Genomic DNA, 6,469 nt, shown 5'->3' on the forward strand with positions numbered 1-6,469 from the left:
CCGTTATGCCGAAAAATCATTCTATCGATCGCCGCCGTTTCCTCATGAAATCCGCCGCCGTTGCGGGCGCCGCCGCCGGATTCAGTTTCGAAGAGCAGAACCTGCTTGCCCGCGCCGAAGAAGCGCCCGCCGCCGTCCCCAGCGGCGACAAGAAAATCCCCTTCGGAAAAATCAAGAATCTGACCATCAGCCGTCTTTTCTGCGGCGGCAACCTCATCGGCGGCTGGGCGCATAGCCGCGATTTGGTCTACGTCTCCGAACTAGTCAAAGCCTACCACACCGACCAAAAGGTTTTCGATACTCTGGAACTGGCGGAAGAGAACGGCATTAACACGATTTTGACCAATCCCCGTTCCGACCGCGTCATCAACGCTTATTGGAAAGAGCGCGGCGGCCAGATTCAATGGATTTCCGATTGCGCTTGGGGCGAGACGATCAAGGAAGGCATCAAGCGTTCCGTCGATAGCGGCGCGCACGCCGTCTACGTGCAGGGAGGCATCGCCGATAACGCCGTGCGCGACGGCAAGACCGCTCTCCTCGGCGAAGCCCTGGATTACATCAAAGAATTGGGCGTTCCCGGCGGTCTGGGCGCCCATTGCCTGGAGACGGTGCAAGCCTGCGAAGCAGCGGGATTCAAGCCCGATTTTTGGGTGAAAACGCTGCACCCCGATAACTATTGGTCGGCCACTCCCAAAGAAGAGAGGCCCAAAGGCAATATCCCGCCTCACGACAATATGTGGTGCACCAATCCCGCGGAAACGATCGAGTATATGAAGTCGATCAAAATCCCCTGGATCGCATTCAAAGTCATGGCCGCTGGCGCCGTACCTCCAAAAGATGGCTTCCAGTTCGCCTTTGAAAGCGGCGCCGATTTCGTTTGCGCGGGCATGTTCGACTTTCAGGTCGTCGAAGACGCCATCATCGCCAGCCAAATCCTCAACGATAAAGAACTAGACAAAAAGCGTCCCCGCCAATGGACGGCGTAATTTGCGCATCCATTTTGAGGATGGAAAATAGCACAGCGTTTGACATAGGAATAATCAGGCAATCATGAACCGCATTCTCGCGCTTTCTTTAGGGGCCGGATTCTGTTTTTTGTTCCTGGCCGATGGGATTTACGGCGATGGCGAGATATCGATGACTCATCGAATCGTCGACGAACGCGGCCCGATAAATCCTTGGACGAAAATCTTGGCGGATATCGATGGCGACGGCCTGCAAGATATTGTCATCGGCGGGCAGAGCGGTCCTCTGGTTTGGCATCAAAGCCCGCAATGGGAAAAGCGTCCCATCGCCGAAGGCGGATACAATACCGTCGACGGCGAAGCGGCGGATATCGACGGCGATGGCGATCCCGATATCGTCATGGGCGGCCTCTTCTGGTACGAGAATCCGGGGAAATTCGATAAGGCGAATCCATCATTCTGGAAGACGCATACAATCGCCAGCCACCCTACGCACGATATTGAAATCGCCGATCTGGATAAAGACGGGAAACTCGATATCGTCACCCGCGATCAGTCCGAATTCGGCGCGAAAAAAGGGAATGAAATCCATCTTTGGCTTCAGCAAGAAAACGATCGATGGAAAGAAGCCGACATTTCCTGTCCGCATGGCGAGGGAATCGATTTGGCCGATATCGACCGCGACGGCGATGAAGATATCGTTATCGGCGGCGTCTGGTATGAAAATCCGGGGAAAATCGATGCGGCCTGGACGGCTCGCTCCTACGGCGAGTGGCATCCCAACGCCACAGTTCAAGCGGCGGACATCAACGGCGATGGACGTTTGGATATGGTCTTGACTCCCTCCGAATTGAAAGAACAGTTCTATAAGATTTCCTGGTTCGAAGCGCCGCCCGATCCAAAGCAAGATTCTTGGAAAGAACATGTAATAATTCCAAAAATCGAATGCGTCATCCACGGCTTGCAAACAGCTGACATAAATGGCGACAGCTCGATCGACGTCATCTATTCGGAAATGCACCAAGGCCAGGACCCGGATGAATTCGTCATTATGCTCAACCTCGAACAAGGCGAGAAGTGGATAAAACAAACAGTCTCCACTCGCGGCTCGCATTACATCCAAGCGGGGGATGTGGATGGGGACGGCGATATCGACTTGATGGGCGCCAACTGGAGCGGCGAGTATCAGCCTGTTGAATTGTGGATGAATAATTAGTTAGTAAAAAAGTAGCATGGGGCAGGTTTTTTGATCCATTGTTATTGAGGAATTTTAAAAATGATGGATCGAATGAGGCGACCCATCCTGCGATTCATGAATTCACTATTGCCTCATCATCACCGCCTCTGCTGGCAGCCATTGGATTAAGACGTTTTCCTGTGGGTAAGCGTGGCCTTTGTGTTGGCGGAAACCTTCGCCGTATTCGCAGTCGTATTCCGCTCCGCGCCTTCGCGCCCATTCTTTCATCGATTCCACGTAACAATCGACATTATAAAATATTACATCATATTTATTTAAAAAGCCATTATTCACAGTAATATTATATATAACCTTTTAATTATCAATGGGTTATGGTTTATGCTTCATTAATTATCAAAAAATATTATATTTTTAATAATTTCCTCTTGACAAATACATCCATAATGTAGTAATTTTAATTAATTTGTGATATTCGAGGAGAATGATTTTATGAAAATTGCTTTTCAGACCATTCTTTGTGGACCACAAATAAAAAATTGTTCAAATCTTTTTTTAGAATTACGGGAATTGGGATATGACGGTGTTGAAATAGCTCAAACACCCTCTATGTTGCCTAATGTCAAGGATTTAAAATCACTTCTAGAAGATACGAATTTGAAATTTGTAGGTTTTGCAGGGGGAAAGCTTTGGAAACGCTTTGATTATTGTGAAGAATTCAAACCGTTTTATTTATATATCGAAAATTGGCATGAAAAATCATGTAAAGAAGCAATATCTAGAGGTTTTAAACTTGCTTTACATCCCCATGCCTATAAAAAAATTCATAATTACGAGTTATCGAAAAAAATATTAGAAGATCATCCTGAAATATTTTTTTTGCCAGATACAGCGCATCTCTATTTTGCTAAAGATAATCCTGCAATAATTATAAAAAGAGAATCAAATCGTATTGCTGCTATTCATTTGAAGGATTGGTCTCCAATTTATGGTCGTTCTTTTCACCGTTATGCTCGCGGCTTTATTGAATTGGAAAAAGGGGAAGTTTTTGCCGATTCATCAAATTTAAGTGAATTTATTAAAGTTATCACAAATATTGATGAAGAACGAAATCTAAATGGAGAAAAATATTCAAATGAGTTGTTTTTTAAGGATTTATGGTTAGTCATCGAACAGGATTACACTCCTTCTGATCCAATTGATTGTGCAAGATATTCCATAGATTGGTTAAATGAAAAAGGTATTAGTGTAGATAAAAAATATCCGTTACGTTATCCTTCCCATATAAATTTGAAGACGTCCAAACAAATATGTACTTACGAAAAAAAAGCTGAATATTATAACGCCTTGGTAAATATTACAAAAATGAAGGATATTAAATCATTTTGTGATTTCATTCTGTCATCATTGCAAAAAATAATTCCTTGTAAATGTATATCTATATGGGAACACAGTCCTACAAATATGCTGACGATTTACCCAAATAATAAACCTACTACCGGCTCGCTTCGACTTCTTTCATTTTGGCCTAATGAAAAAATACAATATAATAACCCTTATTTACGAAGTTGTGATTCATGTCTTTTTGGTGAAGCTATCGATTCTCAAGAAGTGGAAATTTTTGATTTAACAAATATTTGTCATGATAAACCGCATTTAAAATTTCGTATGAATGAACCTGACGCGCTCATTAAAGAATTTAGCCTAAAAAAGATGGTTTCTATTCCGATTTTAAATACCTATAATCCTAATCAATTTGTACTTGTCATTAATCTTTTCCCTGAAGATAACATTGATTTGGATAATACACAAAGGGAGTGGATGGAAATAGGCAACTCTATAGCCATCGCTTTTGAAACCATATTAGAAGATATTTGTCAATCTACTGCATCTACGATCAATAATCTTCTTGTTAAAGAAAAAACATTAAAAGATTTTTTAGGTAGGGCAAAAGATAATATTCAGTTGGAAATGAAATGTGAAGGAATTACAATATTTCTAGTAAATGAATATAAAGATAAATTAGAACCCCATGAATCAACTGGTATTCAATGGGAAGAAAATTTAGAGATAGATAAACGATACTATAATTATGGAGAGGGGAAAACGGGGAATATTTGGAAGAATGGTATGACATTATTGACTGATGATCCACGGAAATTAGAAGGAAATAAAGGTAAAAGTTGGGAAATTGTAAAGTCTTCAGATAAATTTTCCACTTTATTTTTTCCATTAAAGGATTGTATGAATGATGTTATAGGTGTTATTCGTTGTAGAAATAGAAATATTGAATCCACATCATATTGTTTACCAAATATGTTTTCTGAAAGTGATGTATCTATATTAGATGCAATATGCCAAATGGTAAGCCCTCATTTATCCATTCGGCTTGCAGAAGAAAGAAAAGCAAAAACATTATCTCGAATTTCTCATGAATTGAAAAATCCTATTACTGCTATACTAGGTGCAATAAGTGCAATAGATAGAGAAACAAAAATTAATAAATATAGATTTCGTTATCCATATATTGACGAAATTAAATCTTATTGCGAATTAGCAAAAAGAATAATTAGCAAAGCAGATTTCTATCGTTTTCAACAAAAAGAGTTCATTTTGAATATAAAATGTATCTATTTATTGAAAGATATTTTTGAACCAGTAAGAACGCAAATTGAGATATTGTTACTTGATCGTAATTTCTCTTCAAGAAATATTAAACACGATTCTTTCCAAGAAATCCAACAATTATATGTTGATCATAATTATTTTCAATCAGTTTTTTTTAACCTTTTAACAAATTCAATAAAATTTGCATTTGATGATCCTGAAAAATTTAAAGTAAATGTTAAGACAAAGGGGGAGAAACGTGGATATAAAATAATTTTTGAAGACAATGGAGTGGGAATTCCTGAAGGGTGTGAGAAAAAAATATTCATGGAGGGTTATCGAGGTCCGAATGTAGACGAATTTAATGTTTCAGGAGATGGTATTGGTTTATGGATTGTTAAGGAAATCTTAGAAGCGCATAATTGTACAATTCAAGTAACGAAGAATAAAAATCCAACGACTTTTGAAATATTTATTCCAAGAGAATTGGAAACTTCTCCAAAATGGTATAATCCACCCAAAAGAATGGAGGAATAAAAATATGACTCGAGTTATGTTAATAGATGATGAGCAAATATGGTTAAAAGAATATAAACGTGCCCTAGAATATGAAAAATATGAAATAATTTCATTAAAAAATCCAGATGAAGTTTATACTTATTATCAAAATAAATTAAATCCAAAACCGGATATAATTATTTTGGATATAATGATGAATTCAAAAAGGTATAAGAATGATGATGGATTTTCTCAAGGTATGAGAACTGGAATATTATTTTATCCGAAATTAAAAGAATTTTTTCCCGATGTACCTATTTTAGTTTTAACCAATGTCGCTGATCCAGAGAAAAGAAATGATATAATTCAAACAACGGGAAATGAGAAACTTTTCATGAAAATAGATACAACGCCAACAAATCTTATAAATATAATTAAGGGTGAACTGAAAGGTTGATATAATTATGTATCATGAATTCATATTGAATATAATTATTGGACAAATAACTACATTGCATCATGAAATATTAGAGTTAGATAATTTTGATGGAAATGAAAATATTGCTTATAAAATTGTTCGTCAAAAAATTAAAAAACTTGAATTTTTGGTATATTTAAATAATCATGATTTATGGAATGATAGCGAATCGTCAATCGGTGCTATAGAAAATATGATACAAAAATCTAAATCCTTTGATAAAGACCACTATCAAGAATATATAGTTAATGTATTGAAAAAGATATTGGAAATAACAAAAGATCCTACAGTAAAGAAGGTGTGTGAAAATAATATTAAATATTTCGAATTTTTGTTTATACCTCCTCAAGAAGATTAAGATTAAAGAATGGTATTTTTAAAAAAAGAATATACAAACTTGTAGTCCAGTCAAGCCCAAATATCGTATTTAATACTGTCTCGCCTTCACCGCCACCCCCGGCAGCCATTGGAATAATACACTCTCCTGCGGGTAGGCGTGGCCCTTATGCTGCCGGAAGCCTTCACCGTAAAGACGTATTGCAATGGATCAAGAAGCAGTTTTAGATACCGTCAGACAATTCAAAAAAGCGTTAGAGTCGTTCAATATTCAGGTGGAACAGCTTATTCTTTACGGCTCTTATGCCGTCGGCGCCGCTTGTGAAGACAGCGATATCGACTTGGTTGTCATCTCGCCCAACTTTTCCGATATGAGCTATTGGGAACGCA

At 38.8% G+C, this 6,469-nt stretch carries 7 protein-coding genes; 6 read left to right on the plus strand and 1 reads right to left on the minus strand.

The window, feature by feature from the left end:
- Positions 1 to 5: 5 nt before the first annotated feature.
- The gene (locus AB1656_17680) at positions 6 to 986 is read left to right on the plus strand and encodes a hypothetical protein (protein ID MEW6237217.1); all 981 of its coding nucleotides are present in this window, start codon (positions 6 to 8) and stop codon (positions 984 to 986) included.
- A gap of 64 nt (positions 987 to 1,050) precedes the next feature.
- Entirely contained in the window at positions 1,051 to 2,181 is a 1,131-nt protein-coding gene (locus AB1656_17685; protein ID MEW6237218.1) for a VCBS repeat-containing protein, read from the plus strand.
- Between the two features lie 105 nt (positions 2,182 to 2,286).
- On the opposite strand, the gene AB1656_17690 is transcribed toward AB1656_17685, so the two are convergent.
- On the minus strand, positions 2,287 to 2,430 hold the full coding sequence (locus AB1656_17690; GenBank protein MEW6237219.1) for a hypothetical protein: 144 nt from the start codon (positions 2,428 to 2,430) through the stop codon (positions 2,287 to 2,289).
- Positions 2,431 to 2,652: 222 nt separating this feature from the next.
- Between AB1656_17690 and AB1656_17695 the strand changes: the two genes are divergently transcribed.
- The 4 genes from AB1656_17695 to AB1656_17710 form a co-directional block, all read left to right on the plus strand.
- On the plus strand, positions 2,653 to 5,304 hold the full coding sequence (locus tag AB1656_17695) for an ATP-binding protein (GenBank protein ID MEW6237220.1): 2,652 nt from the start codon (positions 2,653 to 2,655) through the stop codon (positions 5,302 to 5,304).
- A gap of 4 nt (positions 5,305 to 5,308) precedes the next feature.
- Positions 5,309 to 5,722, plus strand: a complete 414-nt coding sequence (locus AB1656_17700; protein ID MEW6237221.1) for a response regulator — start codon at positions 5,309 to 5,311, stop codon at positions 5,720 to 5,722.
- Between the two features lie 7 nt (positions 5,723 to 5,729).
- On the plus strand, positions 5,730 to 6,101 hold the full coding sequence (locus AB1656_17705) for a hypothetical protein (protein ID MEW6237222.1): 372 nt from the start codon (positions 5,730 to 5,732) through the stop codon (positions 6,099 to 6,101).
- A gap of 184 nt (positions 6,102 to 6,285) precedes the next feature.
- The coding region (locus AB1656_17710; GenBank protein ID MEW6237223.1) for a nucleotidyltransferase domain-containing protein at positions 6,286 to 6,469 on the plus strand (184 nt) is incomplete at its 3' end.

The organism is Candidatus Omnitrophota bacterium, from assembly GCA_040755155.1.
In the GTDB taxonomy this organism is placed as follows: domain Bacteria; phylum Hinthialibacterota; class Hinthialibacteria; order Hinthialibacterales; family Hinthialibacteraceae; genus JBFMBP01.

What these genes read in the sequence shown, in the direction of transcription:
- AB1656_17680 (MEW6237217.1), top strand. Translation starts at nt 6, where the DNA reads ATGCCGAAAAATCATTCTATCGATCGCCGCCGTTTCCTCATGAAATCC.
- AB1656_17685 (MEW6237218.1), top strand. Translation starts at nt 1,051, where the DNA reads ATGAACCGCATTCTCGCGCTTTCTTTAGGGGCCGGATTCTGTTTTTTG.
- AB1656_17690 (MEW6237219.1), bottom strand. Translation starts at nt 2,430, where the DNA reads ATGAAAGAATGGGCGCGAAGGCGCGGAGCGGAATACGACTGCGAATAC.
- AB1656_17695 (MEW6237220.1), top strand. Translation starts at nt 2,653, where the DNA reads ATGAAAATTGCTTTTCAGACCATTCTTTGTGGACCACAAATAAAAAAT.
- AB1656_17700 (MEW6237221.1), top strand. Translation starts at nt 5,309, where the DNA reads ATGACTCGAGTTATGTTAATAGATGATGAGCAAATATGGTTAAAAGAA.
- AB1656_17705 (MEW6237222.1), top strand. Translation starts at nt 5,730, where the DNA reads ATGTATCATGAATTCATATTGAATATAATTATTGGACAAATAACTACA.